Here is an 18,347-nt window from a genome sequence, read left to right on the forward strand (position 1 = left end):
TTCATTACTGTACTGTAGGCGGAGGCCGAGCACTCTGTAGTCTCCAATGACAAACAGAGGCTATTTATTCAATCTGCCTTTGTGCCGTTTCTGTGGCGATGGTATGCACCCTCGCCACAGGGCACGACGATTACTCCTTCAATTCGACGTGATCCAGCGCCTGGTTCACCGCCAGTTCACCGAGCATGACCACTTGCGCAATGCCCAGCAGGGTCTTGCGATGTGAGGTTTCCAGCAGCGCCGCGAAATTGTTGAGCATGAGGGTGGCCGAGCCGAGTGTTTCGCTTGCGTTGGCCAGCAGGGATTCGGTGTTGTACTTCGGGTTGGCGAGGTACATGGGCTCGGGTTCGTTGGCCGTGGCCATGATCTGGGCGGCCGGGTTGAGGTAGTGGTCGAGGGCGCGTTCGGCGGCTTCGTGGAGCTTTTTTGAATCGAGGGATTCGTAGGGGGATGTCGGGTCTGTGGCAGGCGGATTGGGTGTAGGTTTGAACATGGATGAAACTCCTGATGCGAGTTTATTTAAATGGGAGCCATCACATTCGCTACCAAACGAATTAGGGTGATGGCCATACGCGGGTTGGTAGACCGGTCGCATCAGGAACCCGGCGCCCTCGAAAGAGCCCCGCGCATGGCCACCATAATAGGTGATGCCGTGCGCCGTGATACGAACGGGCTACCAAACCCGATCACTGTTTTTCAGTGACCGGGAAACGATAAAACCCGAGCCCAAAGCGCACAAGCCGGCGGATTCTGGCGCAGGCGTAGGCAACGACGCAAGGCGTTGTAGCCTCGATGAAGTAACACCGGGTGTACTTAAACACGCAGCTAAACATCCAGGGTAAGGCGAGCGGATATACAGAGCTACGGCCTGCCTACGCACCAGGCTGGTAATATTCAGCAACTGCCGCCGCATAGGTGGCAACGGGTATCATTAGGCAGAACGGTGTTCCCGGCACATCAGACCACCACATTCCCTTACTACGACGAAAGAGCTAAATCCCCATGAAAATGACTGTTAGCTGCACGTTTCAGATTACTGGCTGGGACGAGAAGCCGTCTCAAGAACTTGAGGGCACTCCGAAACTCTCACACGCCAAAGTCACGCAGTCCTATTCTGGCGCCATCGAGGGAACAAGTAGCGTCGAATACCTCATGTCTTATAGCGTCGACGGCACAGCTAGCTTTGTTGGTTTTGAGCGGATTTGTGGTGTGGTAGCAGGTAAGAGCGGAACATTTGTTGTTCGGCATTCGGGATCATTTTCGGAGGGAAAGGCACGCAGCACTTGGAGTGTCGTGAAGGGGGCAGGCACGGGGGATCTAGTCAATCTTAGCGGTAATGGTAACTACGTTGCTGGTCATGGTGAGCCGGCACAAGTGTCATTTGAATATTCGTTTGAACCTGACAGCTAAAGTGTATTGGCTGGACGCATCCACTCTGGCACAGCGATGCGATTATGGGTGGGGGGTGTCCATCCCATTGCTTACGAAAGATCAGCCTTAAAGTCGTCAGCCTCATAATCACAGAAACCCTGCGAGGCTGGAATTCCAGCCCCGCAGCGCCAAGACATTGATCCTATTTTTGGCTGAGCGCCGCTATCGATACTCCCGAAGCGACGAAGGTGAGTCCTGCCCCTACGTTCAGGCCATTTACCAGCCGTGGGCTCTGACGCAAAAATCGGGACAGTACAGTGGCAAATACGCCCATAAGTGCGAATCCCACTGCCGTAAGTGCGGCGAACCATATGCCGTACACCAGCATCTGCACGCTCACTGAGCCGCGTTGTGGGTCGACGAACTGCGGGATGAACGCAAGGACGAAAAACCCAGGCTTCGGATTGAGTGCTGCCGAGAGTAATCCCGTGAGGAAAATGCTCGGCAGTGATTGCCGAGTCGCTGGCTGGAAGCTGATCAGGCTACGGGAGCGTAGGACTTTTATGCCAAGCCAAAGCAAATAACCGGCACCGATAAGCTTGACGACCCAGAAGGCAACTGCGGACGTCTGCATCAGCAAAGTCAGTCCTAGCGAAGCGGTTGCCACATGAAAGAGAATTCCCGCCCCGGATGCCATCCCCGACACGATAGCGGCGATCTTGCCCTGGCTGAGTCCTCGGCCTACGGCCAGCAGATTGTCCGGGCCTGGTGCGAGCACCAATAGCAAGCACGCGGCAGTATAGGCAAGCCAGATATTGATCGGAAACACGGCATTCTCCTTAAGCCTCACCGAGGCATCCATCCTCACGTAGCGCCAGAATGTGCCCGTACCAGGCTGCAAAGTCAAAGCCACTGCATTGGAGAGTAACTTCAACCGCCGATTGACTCGTGCGTCTTAATGCAGAGTCGCAATCCTTCGACTTTCTCCAATCCTGATCCGGTCAAGCGCCCGGTTTAGAGCGTCCAAGGCATCAAGGAGAGCCTTCGCCTCAGCTTCCCGGCCATCACCCCAAAGGCGTTCTGCCATTTTGTTCAGGGCCTGGATGGAGCGCTCAATTTCAGCAGCTGTCGCTACTTTGCTTTCCGGTTGTTTCTTCAGCATTGAGTAACCCTTCTGCAGGGAAGACACGAATTAATTTAAAAGGGTCGCGAGATTTTACCTAGCGACCCTTTTTAATCGCCCAGCGCGAGCTTGTGCATGAAGGTTTGGGATTACCAAAGCCTTGGATTACAGCCTCAAGCACTGGGTTGCGTTGAGCCGTTATCTGAGCGACAGCACAGTTCCCATACAACAATCACATCGAAAATCAGATACGACCATGAGCTCTTGGACGCAAAAAACTGGTTGTTTGCCGGATCGCTGCGCAGTGGAAAACGGGCGGAGGCGCTGATAAGCCTGATCCAGTCGGCCAAGCTCAACGGGCATGATGTGTATGCATATTTGAAGGACGTTCTCACTCGCCTGCCGACGCAGCGGGCGAGTGAAATCGGGGAGTTGTTGCCGCATCGTTGGCAACCGGCTTAGTTACGCAAGACGGGATGCCCGGACGCTTACTCTCTGTCGTCGGATCATCTAGTTGTACGCGCTTTCTTTAGATCCCTCACGAAAAGATCTGATAGTGTTCGCTATTGGGAAAAAAGCTAGTTTAAGGAGCATGATGAAAAAGCTGAAGCCTTGGGCGCGTGGGCCTTTGGAGCTCATCCGCCATGCCGAAGAACACCTAAAGGGGAGCAGTGACTTTGATAGACGAATGGTATTGGTAAGCTTCGACAATGCCATCGAGTTCTCAATTATCACCTTTCTATCTCTCAATCCCCTCCAGCGAAACGGCTGGCAATGTGAAAAAGCACAAGCTGGGAAATGGCTGCACAACTTCCATTCTAAACTTGAGTTTTTGGAGCACTATGTCATCTCGCAGCTCAAGCAAGAGATGCTCGTAGAGCGCGACGAGCTAGTTTACTACCACTCTATTCGAAATGAGCTTTACCACAATGGCAACGGTTTTACACCGACTCAGGAGATTGTCGAAGGCATTCGGGAGGCCTCGCATTGGGTATTTTCGGTGTTGTTCGGTAGCCAGCCCGGCGACCACCTAGCTTCATCGGGTGTTAAAGTACAAACATCTCTTCCGGTTGAGGAAGCGGGGCTGTCCTCGACGACGCTATTTCTGCAGACATTCATTGAAATGAAAAAATTACTGGGGGGGGAGGGGATCGCCAGCGATTCAGTCCAATCCCATTCGTTGATCAATATAATTCAGGCGTTAGCTAATCTCTATCCCATAGCCCTTCCAGAGGGGCTAATCCCTGCTGCCGAAAAGGCCGAATCAATCAGAAACTCTATCGTTGACGGCGAAGAGTTGGCTTCATCGAACCTCGAGCTGAATACCCTATCATCTCAGCTCAAGGCATACTCTGCTCAGATTGATTCCAGCTTGCGTGCCTATCAGTTGGAACTTGTCCAAAAAGCGATTGCGGCTACAACTAAGTCAATACCTCCATATGTAAATCGACGCGTAGGTGTCATTCATCAAATGATGGGTACTGGCATTAGTCTTTCTATTATTTCCTTTTTGGTTCGTGCTCGACAAATTTCAGGGTTAGAGCGAATTCCATTTATTGTGGTTGGTTTGAATAGAGTGTTTTTGGCGCAACTTAAACAACGTTTTATTGAACACTGCCCCGACCACTTGGTATTGCGGGCGGTGCTCCCGAGAAGCTCATCTACTCTACTCCAAGTACTCTCTACAAGTGATCCTGGTGTGGTTTTCACGACGCTGGCGCAACTTAGAATTCATCATCCTGCGTTTGATGGGCATTGTTTGTTACTTGGCGTGGATTTGAATAATGTTCAGTTTGATCTAAAGAAGTCAGTGCCAAACGCAACTTTTATTAACTTTACAAGTGCTCCGGCTCGGCGGAAACATGTTGTCGACACGAACTTCGGTGACCTGCTGGCTAGTTTCGATCTGGGTCAGGCAGTAGAGTTTGGGTTGGTTGCTCCAATAGCTCTAGAAACTCGGCCGGTGACGGTAATCAGAAGGGAGGTGGAGGCGACGCAGTTGTTAGCAATCGAGGAGATTTCTGAAAGCTCTCGTTGCGAGTCGATTGTATGCAGCATTTCTTCTGATATAAAGGATTTCGCTAAAAAGCGCTGTAGATTAATTGTGATCGCTAACAAGGTTTCCAGCGCGTTTTTTCTGCGTGATAAGCTGATTGAGATATTACATGATCCAAGAGTACAGGGCGAACCCTCCGTGAATGTGGGGTTGGTCTCAAGCACAGTCGAAGACGGAGGTCGCGACGCTATTGATGTATTTAATTGTGATACTGCTCCTATATCGGTGCTCGTGATCACTAACGGCATGCTGGCGGGCTTGGATTTGATCGACGTAGATATAGCTTATGTTACGAGTTTACTGAAGGTAGAACTTCAACATAAGGTGGCCAGTTTGCTGGGGCTAAATGGAGTCTCAATGGCGCGAAAAGTTGTTGATTTCACCAGTAACGAGTGGTCCGAACTTATGGCTCATTACGACCCCATGAAGCTAGATCCTAATGCAAATTAATCGAGCCTGCATTTGTAGTTTAATAAGATGGGGGCGTCTCGTGGAGGAGTTTTCAAGTAAAACCGTCTTTTTCTGTCTAAGGCTACCGCGTGGGCGCATGTAGGAGAGATGCATAAGTGGCTTGTATGTTAATAAGGTTGACGCGGCTTTTTTAGGTTGGTCGTTGTTGCTGTTAATTCAGGATGTGTATGGTGCAATGGCTAGGTGTTTATATAAAGATTTTGTGAGGTTTTATGAAGTGCAAAAAATTCGACTATGATGCTCACTTCAATGATGCTGGTATAGGGTATGAAATTAGGGAAGAGTTGCAGGGTAAGCTTGAGAGGCAGTTAAATTTGATTGAGTTTATGGTTGATCGATTTAACGATAGTCTCAAAGGAGAGTCTCGCGTAGAGTTGATATTTTCAAGGGGGCTGGATGTTTCTCCAATGTCAAGTTCTACCTTTGCACACACCGTTAGATTTCCGGTGCAATTGGTTATTGAGTATTATGAGTTTCTCTCGACTTATTTTGGTGCGCCAAGCTTTGATCTAACAGGTCAGAGATGTCGACGCACTTCGATTGCTCTGATGTATGCTATTTCGCATGAATTGTCACATAATTTGAAAGGTCACAATAAAGTATCTTCTTGTGAGGGACTAACTACAGATGAGACCAGTTTGGCTGCTGAGACTGATGCAGATTTTTCAGCCGGTATGATGTGCTTCCTTTTTTATTTCAATAGTCAAGAAGGAGGCGAGATTGATCGTCTATTAAGTTTGACTAAAAACGCTGGTCCGCTGTTTCCATTTTGTAAAGATTCTGGCTACTCTGCCGTCATGCTGGCTTTTTTTTTGCATTGTAAAACTAAAGGTGGTGCTAGCAACTACCATAGCGCAAATATTCGATATAAGTTGCTAGCTGCTGGTGTTTTATTCGCAATTTTGAAAGTTGCTCCTAAGATGCAAGGGTTGTTGTTTTCAGGTGTAGATGAGGCCATCGAAGCACTTAGGGTGCTCGATTTTTCTTTACATAAAGAACACGTTGAAAGCTTTTTGGCTGACGACTATGCAGAGTTTTTGATAGCTACTACCACTACATCGGGAAACGTAGATAAATTGCGTGCCAAATGGGAGTCATCAAGCGATTTGATTGCAATAGCAAAAAAATATATGGCTGGTGGTATTTGATCGTAGTGCTCTTGTGTGGGGTTATAGTATTTGTAGCCAAGTCGGCCTCCATCCACTTCCGGATCGGTCGACTATGGTTTTCCAGTATATCGCAGTGGTAGAGGCCTTGACTGAATCTCGTGAGTCTCCCTATTGATGGATTAAATTCTGCACTGTCCCGTACCAATGCGAGGCAGCCACGCACCTCTGCAGGTCTATCCGTCGCCGGCTGCGGGTTGCACTTATCGTATTTCTTTCTACTAAGTACCCTTTGAATGCCTGTCTGACAAGTCAATAGGGTCGTTCGCAGATTAATTTTGCATATTTACGGAGATGGTGCGCGATTGACTTGGAGCGACTGCGGACCTCCCATCACTTGGTAGGAAAGAGGTGGTCCGGATTCAGGACCAGGTTTTGCACTGTCAGATGTCAATACTTGCGCAGCGTAACGGGAGTGAGCTTATTGACTCATCTGATCCATCATGAGTGCAGAAGGGATGAGTAAAGTGTTGGTGTAATATGCTTTGTAGCCATACGCCGTTATGCGGACCTTGCAAGGAATTGATGCTTGGGCTGCAATTAGCGGCTTGATTACGTCATAGCTATTTAGATCAAGTTGGGTTCCATCCCGATTGGTATGATAAAAAACAAGATCTGCTAGAAAGGCATGGTTGGTTTTGTTTTGGCTCTCTGAGGTCACTCTCCCCTCTGCTTTTACATTGATGGAATGATCCACCGAGAAGTCCAAGTCATTGTCTAGAGAACAGGTCAACATCGGCGTTAACTGGTTGGCGTTTTCGTAGGTGTTGAAGGCGTTCAATAAATCGATATTTGACGTGAAAATGATTGTGTAAAGATTATTTGGTCCAAGCCCAAAAGACGATAGTGTCAGGTCGGTTGGCGGGATATTTGCCGTTTTTGCGCAAGCGGCGCATAGGAGTATCGAGGCGTAAATGAGACTGCGATGTAGGGTCATTGGCCAAAAATACATTGCTAACCCGCTGCTTGCATAGGTAGGTCCGACCCGACATGTAACTCTACGGTTGCAGAGTATCTGGATACGGATCGGGGTGACGCTGACTTTGAGACTATTCCCCGTGGCGATGGTATGCACCCTCGCCACAGGGCACGACGATTACTCCTTCAATTCGACGTGATCCAGTGCCTGGTTCACCGCCAGTTCACCGAGCATGACCACTTGCGCAATGCCCAGCAGGGTCTTGCGATGTGAGGTTTCCAGCAATGCTGCGAAATTGGTGAGCATGAGGGTGGCCGAGCCGAGTGTTTCGCTGGCGTTGGCCAGCAGGGATTCGGTGTTGTACTTCGGGTTGGCGAGGTACATGGGCTCGGGTTCGTTGGCCGTGGCCATGATCTGGGCGGCCGGGTTGAGGTAATGGTCGAGGGCGCGTTCGGCGGCGGCGTGGAGCTTTTTTGAATCGAGGGATTCGTAGGGGGATGTCGGGTCTGTGACCGGCGGGTTGGGTGTAAGTTTGAACATATGCTGTATTCCTAAGTTGAGTGCCAACCTTTTTGCTACTAAACGAAAAGGGTGGCAGCTGTACGCAGGTTAGTAGACCGGGGAATATCAGCAAAGCCGGCGCGCCCGAGGGCGCCCTACGTACAGCCACCATCAAAATTCAGATATGGAAATACCTGTCTGACGGATGCACGTGCAACCAATATTGCCACAGGCTACTAAACCCGATCACTGATGGGCAGTGACACGAATCAAGTTACCGATGGGCCTCAAAGCGCACAAGCCGGCGGATTCTGGCGCAGGCGTAGGCAACGACGCAAGACGTTGTAGCCTCGATGAAGTAACACCGGGTGTACTTAAACGCGCAGCTAAACATCTATGGGTAAGGTGAGTCTTTTTCGGATCCGACCGTCTCTGGGCTCGGCGACTTGCTTGCTGTTCGTTAGCGTCGATCCAACCTGGGTTATTCGCCCAGCCTTCACCTCAACCGCCGATTGACTCATTCATCTTAATGGAGAGTTGAAATCCTTCGACTCTCTCCAATCCTGATCCGATCAAGTGCCCGGTTTAACGCGTCCAAGGCATCAAGCAGGGCTTTCGCCTCAGCTTCCCGGCCATCACCCCAAAGGCGTTCTGCCATTTTGTTCAGGGCCTGGATGGAGCGCTCAATTTCAGCAGCAGTCGCTACTTTGCTTTCCGGCTGTTTCTTCAGCATTGAGTAACCTGCTTTCAGTTGCTAGCCCAAGAGTATCGGCCACCAGGGACAACTACCCCTAGCCAGATATCACTTCTTCGACGATTTGCTGCTGGCAGGAATATGCAAATAAGACATCACGCTTTCAGTCAGCTCGGTCGCCAACTTGACCGCTTCTTTATTGCGCGCCATCACACCCGCCACCAATCCTTCGATCAAGGCGAGTACGGCGATGTTGGAGCTGGTCATTACCGGATGGTCGGCGGGGGCAAACAGCACGTGTTCGGCAATGCTGGTGAGCGGCGATGCGGGTGAGTCGGTGATCGCCAGCACCGAGGCGCCGCGCTCATTGGCGAAGCGGGCGAGTTGCAGGGTGTCGAGGGAATAGCGCGGCAGGGAGATCGCCAGCAACACATCCTGATCGGTGATGGCAGCCAGGCGGTAAGCGGCATTTTCGTTGCCGCCCTCCATGCTGATGGCGGTGGCGTCGGCACAGAAGGGCATCAGGGTCGAGGCGGCGAGGCCGGCGAAGTAGACGCTGTTGCCAAAGCCCAGGATGTAAATTTTGCGCGCTTCGATCAGGCGGGTGACGAACGCTTCAAAGGTGTCGGCGTGGTTGTTGGTGGCTGCCGTGGCGAGGTTGCTGGTGGCGCTCTGGATTTGCTCATGCAGGCCAAATGCACCGCCAGGACGATGCGCCAGTTCGTTGCGCAGTTTGTCGACCGGCGACACCATCTGCTGCAACGTCGCGACCAGCTCGGCCTTCATGCCGGTGTAGCCACCCAGGTTCAGTGCCTTGGCCAGACGATTGACCGCGGCCGGTGAGGTGGAGGTTTCATGGGCCATTTCTTCGATGGTCAGCGTCGCGGCCCTTAGCGGGTGACGCAGGATAAAATCCGCCACCTTGCGCAGTGAAGGCTGTAGATCGGAAACGATTTCCGCCAGTTTACGCATCACCGGCGCGGCATAGACCGTGGTGTCTTTCGAAGGGGTCGGCATGTCCGGCTCTACAGTTCCTGAGGGTTGGAGATGGGGCAGGCGCATAACCTGTAGGAGCGAGGCTTGCCCGCGAAGAACGATAACGCGCAATGCCTGAAAAACCGCGGTGTTCGCTTCGCGGGCAAGCCTCGCTCCTACGGGGTTTTGCGCGGGGGCATAAGTTGGCTGGAGTGTATGATTATTTCAAGCTGCCGGCCAGAAACTGCCGAAGCCGCTCGGACTGTGGATTGACCAGCACTTCACGCGGATTGCCGCGCTCTTCGACCAGGCCCTTGTGCAGGAACACCAGCTGGTTCGAGACCTCGCGGGCAAAGCCCATTTCGTGGGTCACGACCACCATGGTGCGGCCTTCGAGTGCGAGGTCCTGCATGACTTTCAGCACCTCGCCGACCAGCTCGGGGTCGAGGGCTGAGGTCGGTTCATCGAACAGCATCACTTCCGGCTCCATGGCCAGCGCCCGGGCAATCGCTACCCGCTGCTGCTCACCACCCGACATATGCGCCGGCCAGGCGTCCATGCGGTGCGCCACGCCGACTTTGTTCAGGTAATGCTCGGCCTTTTCCCGTGCTTGTTTCTTGTTCATGCCCAGCACATGTACCGGGGCCTCCATGACGTTTTCAAGGGCGCTCATGTGCGACCAGAGGTTGAAATGCTGAAACACCATCGACAGTCGCGAACGCATGCGTTGTAGCTGTTTGGGCTCGGCAGCCTTGAGCCCGCCGAGTTTGTTGGTCACCAGCTTGAGCGGTTCGCCATTGAGCACGATGTTGCCGGCGTTGGGCTGTTCCAGCAGGTTGATGCACCGCAGGAAGGTGCTTTTGCCGGAGCCGCTGGAGCCGATGATGCTGATCACGTCACCGGCCTTCGCCTCCAGGGACACGCCCTTGAGTACTTCGTGGGTGCCGTAGCTTTTGTGAAGATCCTGAATTTCAAGTTTGTACATGGTTTCAACTCTCTGGAATCAGTCGCTGAGCAAGCGGCCTTGGCGAATAGGGCGAGTACCGGCCACTTTGGCCAGCCACAAACCGGGCTGGGCAAAGCGCAGACGTTCACGGGCATAGAGGATGCCGTCGGTGCTGGCGCGCACGATGCTGTGGCGATCGGTCAGCGGATCAATCACTTCGAACAGCGGGTCGCCGACCCTGACCCGGGCCCCCAGCGGTTGCAGATAACTCACGACGCCGGGGTGCGGCGCATAGGCGTACTGCGCACCGGCGAAGGGTGTCGCTTCACAACGGTTCGGTGGCGCGTCAGGCCAGTCGCCGCTGATCAGGCCTTGCTCGGCGAGGTAGCCGAGAATAGCTTGCGCGCTCTCGATGCATTGCTCGCGTTCGGTATCGGCCATGCCGCGCAATTCGATCGTGGTGGCCACACACGCCAGCGGAATGTCGGCTTCAGGAAAGAGTTCGGCCAGACGCAACCAGGGAATCGCGCAGGCTTCATCAAAGGCACTGCCGCCCGCATCCTCGGCCAGCAATGCGGCGCCGGCACCCAGTCGAGCGGCCAATGAGCGCAGGCGCGGCCAGTGTTGCGGCATGGCGTAAAGCAGCATGATCGACTCGAAATCGCAGTGCAGGTCCAGCACCACATCGGCGTCACAGGCATGTGAAAGCAACAGGCGGCGCAGGCCATCGAGTTCCGAGGTCGGCGGTGGCATGTCGGCGAGAACATCGGCCATGGCGCGGCGGATCAGCCCGGTGTTGACGCCGGCGTGGGCGCCCAGTTGACCTTTCACCAGCGCCGCCACAGCTTCGGTCAGCTCTGGAAAATCACGATTGAAGTTCTTCCCGCTGGAGAACTCAAAACGACCTTGATGGGTGGCCTGGAACATCTGGGCGATGCCAATCGGGTTGGCCATCGGCACCAACTCGACGACCCCATTCAGGCGACCTTGTTCTTCCAGCACGCGCAGACGCTGCTTAAGTTCAACCGCCACGCGCATCCCCGGCAGCTCGTCGGCATGCAGGGAGGCCTGGATGTAGGCCTTGCGTGGCCCGCTGCCAAAACGAAACAGCGACAGCCGTCGTTCTGTGCCCGAGGCCCCCCACGGCAACAGGTATTCAATGTGCTCCATAACAGCTCCTTAATGCTTGCGCGGTGCCAGATACGCCAGCCAGCGGCGCTCGGCCAGCTTGAACAGGCGAACCAGGATGAAGGTCAGGGCCAGGTAGATAAGGCCGGCGGTGATGAACGCCTCGAATGGCAGATAGAACCGCGAACTGACTGTACGAGCGGCTCCGGTGATGTCGACCAGGGTGACGATCGACGCCAGGCTGGTGGTCTGCAGCATCATCAGCACTTCGTTGCTGTATTGCGGCAGTGCCCGGCGCAAGGCCGACGGCAGGAGCACGCGGCGGTACAAGGTAAAGCGCGACATGCCCATGGCCTTGGCGGCTTCGATCTCGCCGTGGGCCGTGGCCTTCAAGCTGCCGGCCAGCAGTTCCGCGCTATAGGCACTGGTATTGATCGCGAAGGCCAGGCAGGCACAAAAGGTTGCGCTGGACAGGTAAGGCCAGAGCGCGCTTTGGCGTACCGCTTCGAACTGCGCCAAGCCGTAATAGATCAGGAACAATTGCACCAGCATCGGGGTGCCGCGAATCACATAGGTGTAGAGCCAGGCCGGGAAGTTGATCAGCGGCGATCGGGAGACGCGCATCAGCGCTAAAGGAATCGCCAGCACCAGGCCAACGGCCAGGGAAATCAGCAGAACTTTGAGGGTCAACAAGGCGCCATTGAGGTACAGCGGCAGGTTTTCCCAGATCAGGTTGTAGTCGAGAATCATGGCTGTGCTCCCCGTCACAGTTCGGCGGCTTTGACGCCGACCGAGTAGTGGTTTTCCAGATAGCGCAGCACCAGCAATGACACACTGGTCAGCAGCAAGTAGAGCGCGGCCACCGCGAGGAAAAACGTGAACGGCTCATGGGTGGCGTCCGCTGCGTTTTTGGCTTTGAACATCATGTCCTGCAACCCGATCACCGAGATCAGCGCGGTGGATTTGGTCAGCACCAACCAGTTGTTGGTGAACCCCGGAATGGCGAAACGAATCATCTGCGGCACCAGAATCCGCCAGAACACCTGAGCGCCGCTCATGCCATAAGCCACACCGGCTTCGGCCTGACCTTTAGGGATCGCCATAAAAGCGCCACGAAAGGTTTCAGAGAGATAGGCACCAAAAATGAAGCCCATGGTGCAGACGCCGGCGATAAAGGGGTTGATGTCGATGTAGCGGGTGTAACCGAGCGCGAGGGCAATGCGGTTCACCAGGTCTTGGCCGCCGTAGAAAATCAGCAGGATCAACACCAGGTCGGGAATTCCGCGAATCAGGGTGGTATAGCCTTCGCCCAGCATCGCCAGCCATTTGAACGGTGACAAACGAAAGGCGGCGCCGATCAGACCCAGGGCAATCGCCATGGTCATGGAAGTCAGGGCCAGATTAATGGTCAGCCAGGCGCCATCGAGAATGCTCGATCCGTAGCCGTGAAGCATGATGAAGTTCCTCAAGCGAGCGCCGGGAGGCGCGCGAGACAAGCCAGAAGTGGCACCCGCAAACGCCGGCGCCAGGGTTTCGGGTAACGGCTTATTCGCCGTAGATATCGAAGGCGAAGTACTTGGCCATCACTTGCTGGTACTTGCCATTGGCGCGGATGGCGTCAATCGCTGCGCTCAGGCGTGCAACGTTCGCACTGTCGCCTTTACGCACCGCGATCCCGGCGCCTCTGCCGAAGTATTTCGGGTCGTTGATGTCCGGCCCAACCAGAGCGAAACCTTTACCTATGGGGGTTTTGATAAAGCTCTCATCGGTGTTGACGATGTCGGCGAGGGTGGCGTCCAGGCGACCTGATGCCAGATCGAGGAAGGCTTCATTTTGTGAGCCGTAGCGGACCACCTCGACGCCGGCTTGCGCCAGTTGCTCAGTGGCGAAACGGTCGTAGGTCGAGGCGCGTTGTACGCCGACTTTCTTGCCTTTGAGATCGACCAGCGGGTCGTTGATCACGCTGCCGGTCTTCATCGCGAACTTGCCCGGCGTGTGGTAGTACTTTTTGCTGAAGTCGACCGACTTCATCCGGTCTTCAGTGATCGACATCGACGACAGCACAGCGTCGATCTTGCGCACTTTGAGCGACGGGATCATGCCGTCGAATTCCTGGATGACCCACTCGCATTTGACCTTCATCTCTGCGCACAGCGCGTTGCCGATGTCGTAATCGAAACCACTGACATTGCCCTCCGGCGTCTTGAAGGAGAAGGGCGGGTAGGCGGCTTCGATGCCGATACGCAGGCTGTCCTCGTCGGCGTGTGCCAGCAAGCTTGCGGCGCACAGTGCCAGAGCACCTAGAAGTTCTGTCTTGTTCATATTGTTGACTCCTTGGATGGGGCGTTGGTGATACGGGGCTGCCGTCCGGTCTGGCGAGGTGGACTGTCCTGATGATTTGCGAGGCTATAAATGACATAAAATATTTCACAAATCAACTGTGTGAAAATAAACATATCAAAACGGGGCGACAAGCGGAGTACTCATGGGCAGTAACCGCAGCCCTGCCAGCGAGCCTTTGAATAAAAAACGGGCGCCGATCAGGGCGCCCGTTTTTTCATTTCGGTATCAAGGTATTTGTTTTGCTCATCCCTCGGCTTTCGTCGATTTGATGAGGTTGTTGCGCAGTTTCACGATCGCGTTCTGCAACTGTGTGAACTCGTCCGGTTCCAGACCCGTTGCGTGGGAAAGGCCCGTTTCGGGGCGGTCTTCGCGTAGCTGTCGACCGCTTTTCGTTAGGCTGATCCGCACCTGCCGCTCGTCCTCGGGATCACGTTGCCTTTGCAGGTAGCCCATCGCTTCCAGTTTCTTCAGGATCGGTGTGAGCGTGTTCGATTCGAGAAACAGCTTCTCGCCCAGGCTGCCCACGGTTTGGTGGTCTTCCTCCCATAGCGCAACGATGGTGATGTATTGCGTATAGGTGAGCCCCAAGTGCTCGAGTATCGGCTTGTAGGCCTTGCCGAAGGCCAGGTTCGTGGAATAGACCGCAAAACACAGGAAGTCGGAGAGCTTCAGATCAGCGGGGACGGTCTTGTCAGTGCGTTTCATGTGCTTCCTCGTTGGCCACAGTAGAAGGCTCGCAAAGGCAAAATATACCTCGTATACGATTGTGTCGGAACAGCTCTGATTTGTTGACGGTGGCCGGTCTGACAGCAACGTCTGACCGGCCGCACGTATGGGTTTGTGATTCGCATGCGCTTAAAGCGCATGCGATGTATTTGCAGAAAAAATGCAATCGCGGTGCGTTAAACCGTGAGGACGTTCAGGGCCACGTCGATATTGCCGCGCGTCGCCTTCGAGTACGGGCAAATCTGATCGGCGGTGTGCGCCAGTGTCGTCGCAACGTCGTGCGTCAGCCCCGGCACGCGGAGCGTCAATCGAGCCTGAAGGAAGTACGCCGCACCGGTCTGGCCCAGATCGACTTCGATGTCGACCGACAGATCAGACGGCAGCACCACGTTCATGTCATTGGCCACCAGCCCGACAGCGGCGGTGTAACAGGCCGACCATGCACCGGCGAACAGTTGCTCGGCGGTCGGGTGTGGCTGAACAGCGGCGAACACGTGCGCCGGTTTCGCGCTTCCAGGCGACGACAGCGTGATGTCGAGGCTGCCGTTATGGCCACGCGACGTGTTGCCAGCGGCGCTGGCGGTGGTGTGAGTCTTGCCGGTCATCAGGACTTTTTCGATCTTGCTCATGGGGTGGATCCTCAGTGTTTCGAATGATGTGATTTGTGTGTCGTATGCGTTTGTATCGCATGCGATGTAATAATAATTGCGCAGGCACCCATCGCTGTCAATCAGTCGGGTTGCGTCGCCCGACGAGTGGCCTGTGGATGCCACCCCTGCCTGCCGGCTCACTGTCATGAAATGAAAAGCCATTGTCGTCTGATGAGAAGCGGCTTGTCAGGCGGCGTCCTACAGTCCAGTCAGCGCAAATCGACGCTGCACGCCAACCTTGCAGACTGGAGAATAAGAAAACATGGCCAAAGCCGTACGCTTCTACGAAACCGGTGGTCCCGAAGTCCTCCGTTATGAGGAGGTCGAAGTCGGTGAGCCCGGTCCAGGCCAGGTTCGTCTGCGTCATGTGGCGGTGGGCCTGAACTATGCCGATACCTACTTTCGCAATGGCACTTATCCGATCCCGATGCCCAATGGCATGGGGGTCGAAGCCTCCGGCGTGGTCCAGGCGATCGGCGAGGGGGTTACCAACGTGCGCGTGGGGGATCGCGTCACCTACACCGGTTTTCTCAATACATTGGGTGCCTACAGCACCGAACGGTTGATCCCGGCCGCACCGCTGATCAAATTGCCGGAAACCATCAGTTTCGAGACCGCCGCGGCGATGACCATGCGCGGCCTGACGTCGTCGTACCTGATGCGGCGCATTTACGATTTCAAGGCCGGCGACAGCATTCTGCTGCACGCCGCCGCCGGTGGTGTGGGCCTGATCGTGGCGCAGTGGGCCAAGCTGCTTGGCCTGACCGTCATCGGCACCGTGTCCACCGAGGTCAAGGGCGAAATCGCCCGGGCCCATGGCTGCGACCATGTGATCAATTACAGCCATGAAGACGTCGCCCAGCGTGTGCGCGAGTTGACGGACGGCGTTGGTGTCAACGTGGTGTTCGACAGTGTCGGCAAGAACACCTTCATGGGTTCCCTGGATTCGCTCAAGCGTCGCGGCCTGATGGTGTGCGTCGGCACGGCCTCCGGTCCGATCCCGGCTGTCGATCCGGTACTGCTGGCGATGAAAGGCTCGCTGTTCATGACCCGTCCGGCCCTGGCCGACTACATCGCCGACCCGGCGGAAAAAGCCGCGTTGGCCAATGAGCTGTTCGACCATGTCGGCAGCGGTCGGATCAGGATCGAGATCAACCAGCACTATGCCTTGCAGGATGCCGTCCAGGCCCATCGCGACCTGGAATCACGCAAGACCACGGGCTCATCGATTTTCGTCATTTAAGGGAGTCGTCTTCCGTGAAAGTCGAACAGTTGACTTGCAGCATTGGCGCGGAACTGCTGGGCGTCAACCTCGCCGATGCGGTGCATGACGACGGTCTTTTTGCCGAGATCCGTGCTCAGTTGCTCACGCATCGCGTGGTGTTCCTGCGTGATCAGGAGATCACCCGCGCCGAGCACGTGGCCTTCGCCCGGCGCTTTGGCGAACTGGAGGATCACCCGGTGGCCGGCAGTGATCCGGATCATCCAGGGCTGGTGCGCATCTACAAGCGCCCGGACCAGCCGATGGACCGTTATGAGAACGCCTGGCACACCGATGCGACCTGGCGCGAAGCGCCGCCAATGGGCTGTGTGTTGCGTTGCGTGGAATGCCCGCCAGTTGGCGGCGACACCATGTGGGCCAACATGGTGGAGGCCTACGCGCGGTTGCCGGATGACGTAAAGGCGAAGATCGCCGACCTGCGTGCGCGCCACAGCATCGAAGCGAGTTTCGGTGCCGCGATGCCGATTGAAAAGCGTCTGGCGCTCAAGGCGATGTACCCGGATGCCGAGCATCCGGTGGTCCGTACCCATCCGGAGACTGGCGAAAAGGTCCTGTTCGTCAACGCCTTTACCACCCACTTGAGCAACTACCACACCCCCGAGCGGGTGCGCTTCGGCCAGGACGCCAACCCGGGTGCCAGTGAGTTGCTGCGCTACCTGATCAGCCAGGCTTACATCCCCGAGTACCAGGTGCGCTGGCGCTGGAAACCCAACAGCATTGCCATCTGGGACAACCGCAGTACCCAGCACTACGCCGTCATGGATTACCCGCCATGCCATCGCAAGATGGAACGCGCCGGCATCATCGGCGACAAGACTTAACGATCGACCGCAGCTGCATTCGCTCTCACAGACACGTCTGCCCGGCGCGATCCGGGCGTGTGGACAACCATAATAATAGGAGTAACCCATGCAATTCTTCGACGATTCCCTGCACCCGGAAAACATGGAAAAGGTGGTCATCACCGTGGCCCCGTATGGCCCCGAGTGGATGCCGGAAGACTTTCCCGAAGACATCCCGTTGACCATGGATGAGCAGGTGCAGAAAGCGGTCGATTGTTATGAGGCGGGTGCCACGGTTTTGCACCTGCACGTGCGCGAACTGGACGGCAAGGGTTCCAAGCGTCTGTCCAAGTTCAACGAGTTGATCGCCGGTGTGCGTGAAGCCGTGCCGGACATGATCATCCAGGTTGGTGGTTCGATTTCTTTCGCACCCGAAAGCGATGGTGAAGAGGCCAAGTGGCTGTCTGACGACACTCGCCACATGCTCGCGGAGCTGACGCCAAAACCGGATCAGGTCACGGTGGCTATCAACACCACCCAGATGAACATCATGGAGCTGCTGTATCCGGAATACCTGGAAGGTACGTCCCTGGCCAACCCTGCCTATCAGGCGGCCTACAGCGAAATGACCGTACCGGCAGGCCCGGCCTGGGTCGCCGAACACCTCAAGCGCCTGATGGACAACGGCATCCAGCCGCATTTCCAACTGACCGGCATGCATGCCATGGAGACCCTTGAACGCCTGGTTCGCAAAGGCGTGTACAGGGGGCCGTTGAACCTGACCTGGATTGGCATCGGTGGTGGTTTCGATGGCCCCAATCCGTTCAACTTCTTCAACTTCATCCATCGCGCGCCGGACGGTTGCACTCTGACCGCCGAATCGCTGCTCAAGAACGTACTGCCGTTCAATACCATGGCGCTGGCGATGGGGCTGCACCCTCGCGTGGGGATTGAAGACACGATCATTGATCAGAAGGGCAAGCGTTTCAGCTCGGTGCAGCAAATCGAGCAAACCGTACGCATTGCCCATGAACTGGGTCGCGAAATCGCCACCGGTAAAGAAGCTCGCGAGATCTATCGCATCGGTGTGCAGTACCCAAGCATCGAAGAAACCCTGTTGGCCAATGGCATGGCCCCCAACCGCAAGGCTGGACAAAAAGGTGTGCCGCAACGCGGCTGATCGACTGATCGGCAGACGAAGCGGGCGGTTAAAC

20 protein-coding genes and 1 pseudogene are annotated in these 18,347 nt (G+C 55.2%); 7 read left to right on the plus strand and 14 right to left on the minus strand.

Annotation, left to right across the window (positions count from 1 at the left end; genetic code table 11):
- Window positions 1-130 precede the first annotated feature (130 nt).
- On the minus strand, window positions 131-493 hold the full coding sequence (locus PGR6_RS08735) for a DUF6124 family protein (protein WP_064616822.1): 363 nt from the start codon (window positions 491-493) through the stop codon (window positions 131-133).
- Window positions 494-1,002: 509 nt separating this feature from the next.
- Here PGR6_RS08735 and PGR6_RS08740 point away from each other — a divergent pair.
- Window positions 1,003-1,410: a DUF3224 domain-containing protein gene (locus PGR6_RS08740; RefSeq protein WP_018930269.1), complete on the plus strand. Its 408-nt coding sequence runs from the start codon at window positions 1,003-1,005 to the stop codon at window positions 1,408-1,410.
- A gap of 163 nt (window positions 1,411-1,573) precedes the next feature.
- Here the strand turns inward: PGR6_RS08740 and PGR6_RS08745 are convergent, their stop codons facing one another.
- On the minus strand, window positions 1,574-2,200 hold the full coding sequence (locus PGR6_RS08745) for a LysE family translocator (protein WP_026331974.1): 627 nt from the start codon (window positions 2,198-2,200) through the stop codon (window positions 1,574-1,576).
- Window positions 2,201-2,326: 126 nt separating this feature from the next.
- Complete coding sequence (locus PGR6_RS08750; RefSeq protein ID WP_064616824.1) at window positions 2,327-2,533, minus strand: hypothetical protein; 207 nt, start codon at window positions 2,531-2,533, stop codon at window positions 2,327-2,329.
- 68 nt (window positions 2,534-2,601) lie between these two features.
- On the opposite strand from PGR6_RS08750, the pseudogene PGR6_RS29210 reads away from it, so the two are divergent.
- From PGR6_RS29210 to PGR6_RS08765, 3 genes and pseudogenes are all read left to right on the plus strand, one after another.
- Window positions 2,602-2,956: pseudogene (locus tag PGR6_RS29210) on the plus strand (IS66 family transposase); the annotation flags it as partial.
- A 133-nt stretch (window positions 2,957-3,089) separates the two neighbouring features.
- Window positions 3,090-5,000 carry a hypothetical protein gene (locus PGR6_RS08760; protein ID WP_064616828.1) on the plus strand — a complete coding sequence of 637 codons (1,911 nt, stop codon included), beginning with the start codon at window positions 3,090-3,092 and terminating at the stop codon, window positions 4,998-5,000.
- A 233-nt stretch (window positions 5,001-5,233) separates the two neighbouring features.
- Window positions 5,234-6,169, plus strand: coding sequence for a hypothetical protein (locus PGR6_RS08765; protein WP_064616829.1), 936 nt, complete (start codon window positions 5,234-5,236; stop codon window positions 6,167-6,169).
- Between the two features lie 439 nt (window positions 6,170-6,608).
- Here the strand turns inward: PGR6_RS08765 and PGR6_RS08770 are convergent, their stop codons facing one another.
- From PGR6_RS08770 to PGR6_RS08820, 11 genes are all read right to left on the minus strand, one after another.
- A complete protein-coding gene (locus PGR6_RS08770; RefSeq protein ID WP_064616831.1) occupies window positions 6,609-7,124 on the minus strand; it encodes a hypothetical protein in 516 nt (171 codons plus the stop codon).
- Window positions 7,125-7,283: 159 nt separating this feature from the next.
- On the minus strand, window positions 7,284-7,646 hold the full coding sequence (locus PGR6_RS08775; RefSeq protein ID WP_064616833.1) for a DUF6124 family protein: 363 nt from the start codon (window positions 7,644-7,646) through the stop codon (window positions 7,284-7,286).
- 487 nt (window positions 7,647-8,133) lie between these two features.
- Entirely contained in the window at window positions 8,134-8,340 is a 207-nt protein-coding gene (locus PGR6_RS08780; RefSeq protein ID WP_064616835.1) for a hypothetical protein, read from the minus strand.
- A 69-nt stretch (window positions 8,341-8,409) separates the two neighbouring features.
- Complete coding sequence (locus PGR6_RS08785; protein WP_007940239.1) at window positions 8,410-9,318, minus strand: MurR/RpiR family transcriptional regulator; 909 nt, start codon at window positions 9,316-9,318, stop codon at window positions 8,410-8,412.
- A 178-nt stretch (window positions 9,319-9,496) separates the two neighbouring features.
- Window positions 9,497-10,261: an ABC transporter ATP-binding protein gene (locus tag PGR6_RS08790; protein WP_018928329.1), complete on the minus strand. Its 765-nt coding sequence runs from the start codon at window positions 10,259-10,261 to the stop codon at window positions 9,497-9,499.
- A gap of 18 nt (window positions 10,262-10,279) precedes the next feature.
- Window positions 10,280-11,392, minus strand: a complete 1,113-nt coding sequence (locus PGR6_RS08795) for a succinylglutamate desuccinylase/aspartoacylase family protein (protein ID WP_064616837.1) — start codon at window positions 11,390-11,392, stop codon at window positions 10,280-10,282.
- 9 nt (window positions 11,393-11,401) lie between these two features.
- Window positions 11,402-12,100: an ABC transporter permease gene (locus tag PGR6_RS08800; RefSeq protein WP_064616839.1), complete on the minus strand. Its 699-nt coding sequence runs from the start codon at window positions 12,098-12,100 to the stop codon at window positions 11,402-11,404.
- Window positions 12,101-12,114: 14 nt separating this feature from the next.
- Complete coding sequence (locus tag PGR6_RS08805; RefSeq protein WP_064616840.1) at window positions 12,115-12,804, minus strand: ABC transporter permease; 690 nt, start codon at window positions 12,802-12,804, stop codon at window positions 12,115-12,117.
- Window positions 12,805-12,895: 91 nt separating this feature from the next.
- On the minus strand, window positions 12,896-13,672 hold the full coding sequence (locus tag PGR6_RS08810) for an ABC transporter substrate-binding protein (protein ID WP_007940249.1): 777 nt from the start codon (window positions 13,670-13,672) through the stop codon (window positions 12,896-12,898).
- 264 nt (window positions 13,673-13,936) lie between these two features.
- Window positions 13,937-14,398, minus strand: coding sequence for a MarR family winged helix-turn-helix transcriptional regulator (locus PGR6_RS08815; protein ID WP_018928325.1), 462 nt, complete (start codon window positions 14,396-14,398; stop codon window positions 13,937-13,939).
- Window positions 14,399-14,595: 197 nt separating this feature from the next.
- Window positions 14,596-15,048: an Ohr family peroxiredoxin gene (locus PGR6_RS08820; protein ID WP_018928324.1), complete on the minus strand. Its 453-nt coding sequence runs from the start codon at window positions 15,046-15,048 to the stop codon at window positions 14,596-14,598.
- Between the two features lie 283 nt (window positions 15,049-15,331).
- Here PGR6_RS08820 and PGR6_RS08825 point away from each other — a divergent pair, with 283 nt between their 5' ends.
- From PGR6_RS08825 to PGR6_RS08835, 3 genes are all read left to right on the plus strand, one after another.
- Entirely contained in the window at window positions 15,332-16,312 is a 981-nt protein-coding gene (locus PGR6_RS08825; RefSeq protein ID WP_064616841.1) for a quinone oxidoreductase family protein, read from the plus strand.
- A 14-nt stretch (window positions 16,313-16,326) separates the two neighbouring features.
- Complete coding sequence (locus PGR6_RS08830) at window positions 16,327-17,172, plus strand: TauD/TfdA dioxygenase family protein (RefSeq protein WP_019581932.1); 846 nt, start codon at window positions 16,327-16,329, stop codon at window positions 17,170-17,172.
- A gap of 88 nt (window positions 17,173-17,260) precedes the next feature.
- Window positions 17,261-18,313, plus strand: coding sequence for a 3-keto-5-aminohexanoate cleavage protein (locus tag PGR6_RS08835; RefSeq protein ID WP_064616842.1), 1,053 nt, complete (start codon window positions 17,261-17,263; stop codon window positions 18,311-18,313).
- Window positions 18,314-18,347: the final 34 nt, after the last annotated feature.

It is taken from the genome of Pseudomonas sp. GR 6-02 (assembly GCF_001655615.1).
Lineage (GTDB): Bacteria > Pseudomonadota > Gammaproteobacteria > Pseudomonadales > Pseudomonadaceae > Aquipseudomonas.

Bases quoted from the DNA above. Each gene is read 5' to 3' on its own strand.
- PGR6_RS08825 (WP_064616841.1), top strand. From the start codon at position 15,332: ATGGCCAAAGCCGTACGCTTCTACGAAACCGGTGGTCCCGAAGTCCTC.
- PGR6_RS08735 (WP_064616822.1), bottom strand. From the start codon at position 493: ATGTTCAAACCTACACCCAATCCGCCTGCCACAGACCCGACATCCCCC.
- PGR6_RS08795 (WP_064616837.1), bottom strand. From the start codon at position 11,392: ATGGAGCACATTGAATACCTGTTGCCGTGGGGGGCCTCGGGCACAGAA.
- PGR6_RS08835 (WP_064616842.1), top strand. From the start codon at position 17,261: ATGCAATTCTTCGACGATTCCCTGCACCCGGAAAACATGGAAAAGGTG.
- PGR6_RS08750 (WP_064616824.1), bottom strand. From the start codon at position 2,533: ATGCTGAAGAAACAACCGGAAAGCAAAGTAGCGACAGCTGCTGAAATT.
- PGR6_RS08815 (WP_018928325.1), bottom strand. From the start codon at position 14,398: ATGAAACGCACTGACAAGACCGTCCCCGCTGATCTGAAGCTCTCCGAC.
- PGR6_RS08820 (WP_018928324.1), bottom strand. From the start codon at position 15,048: ATGAGCAAGATCGAAAAAGTCCTGATGACCGGCAAGACTCACACCACC.
- PGR6_RS08760 (WP_064616828.1), top strand. From the start codon at position 3,090: ATGAAAAAGCTGAAGCCTTGGGCGCGTGGGCCTTTGGAGCTCATCCGC.
- PGR6_RS08800 (WP_064616839.1), bottom strand. From the start codon at position 12,100: ATGATTCTCGACTACAACCTGATCTGGGAAAACCTGCCGCTGTACCTC.
- PGR6_RS08770 (WP_064616831.1), bottom strand. From the start codon at position 7,124: ATGACCCTACATCGCAGTCTCATTTACGCCTCGATACTCCTATGCGCC.
- PGR6_RS08805 (WP_064616840.1), bottom strand. From the start codon at position 12,804: ATGCTTCACGGCTACGGATCGAGCATTCTCGATGGCGCCTGGCTGACC.
- PGR6_RS08740 (WP_018930269.1), top strand. From the start codon at position 1,003: ATGAAAATGACTGTTAGCTGCACGTTTCAGATTACTGGCTGGGACGAG.
- PGR6_RS08765 (WP_064616829.1), top strand. From the start codon at position 5,234: ATGAAGTGCAAAAAATTCGACTATGATGCTCACTTCAATGATGCTGGT.
- PGR6_RS08810 (WP_007940249.1), bottom strand. From the start codon at position 13,672: ATGAACAAGACAGAACTTCTAGGTGCTCTGGCACTGTGCGCCGCAAGC.
- PGR6_RS08775 (WP_064616833.1), bottom strand. From the start codon at position 7,646: ATGTTCAAACTTACACCCAACCCGCCGGTCACAGACCCGACATCCCCC.
- PGR6_RS08790 (WP_018928329.1), bottom strand. From the start codon at position 10,261: ATGTACAAACTTGAAATTCAGGATCTTCACAAAAGCTACGGCACCCAC.
- PGR6_RS08785 (WP_007940239.1), bottom strand. From the start codon at position 9,318: ATGCCGACCCCTTCGAAAGACACCACGGTCTATGCCGCGCCGGTGATG.
- PGR6_RS08780 (WP_064616835.1), bottom strand. From the start codon at position 8,340: ATGCTGAAGAAACAGCCGGAAAGCAAAGTAGCGACTGCTGCTGAAATT.